The sequence below is a fragment of the Catenibacterium sp. UBA627 genome, from assembly GCF_002299355.1.
In the GTDB taxonomy this organism is placed as follows: Bacteria; Bacillota_I; Bacilli_A; order Erysipelotrichales; family Coprobacillaceae; genus Catenibacterium; species Catenibacterium mitsuoka.
The window spans coordinates 8,913-9,717 of record NZ_DBPF01000038.1; the positions used below are offsets into that span (position 1 = coordinate 8,913).

General features: G+C 31.7%; 1 protein-coding gene. It reads left to right on the forward strand.

Going from position 1 to position 805, the window contains the following annotated elements; translation table 11 throughout:
- The coding region (locus B2S90_RS02810) for a ComEC/Rec2 family competence protein (protein ID WP_286696513.1) at positions 1-744 on the forward strand (744 nt) is incomplete at its 5' end.
- Positions 745-805 lie beyond the last annotated feature (61 nt).

Here is an 805-nt window from a genome sequence, read left to right on the forward strand (position 1 = left end):
CATTGTGATGCGGATCATATAAATGAAGCAAAGAATATTATTTATCAGTTAAATGTAAAAAAGATATATATGTCTAGTAGAACCTCTTCTTCTTATACATATATGAAACTATTAAATGCAATTAAAGAGAAGAAAAAGAATATTACTGTGCCTAAGGTAGGAGATACCTTTCAGGTAGGTGCAGGTTCTATTGAGTTTATTGGTGTCGGTGAAGGGGCACAGAACAATAATGACTCATCTTTATGTATGAGATATGATGATGGTTATCATCGTTTTGTCTTTACTGGTGATGCTGCAGAATCAATGGAAAAGAAACTAAACAAAGTACAATGTGATGTATTCCAAGCAGGTCATCATGGTTCAGCTTATTCAAACAGCGATAATCTGTTATCTAGAATGAAGGCAAGTTATGTCGTAGTGTCTTGTGGTAAAGACAATATGTATGGTCATCCACATAAAGAAGCATTACAAAGATTTTCTAGATATGATATGGTGGTCTATCGTACGGATGAATTAGGTACAATCCGTTGTGTTTCTAAGAAGAATAAATTGACCTTTAATGGTAAAGAAGAAATCACGACTACTCAAACAACACAATATATAGGATCTAGAAATACTAAGAAGTATCATAGAGAAGATTGTCAGTATGTAAAAACTATCAGTGATAAGAATAAAGTCTATTTTAGTTCTTCACAAGAAGCACAAAAAGAAGGCTATATTACTTGTAAGGCATGCAATCCTTAATGCATGCTTTTTATAATATTCAGGGATAAAAAAAGGGTATAAAATAAGAAAAATAATTTTT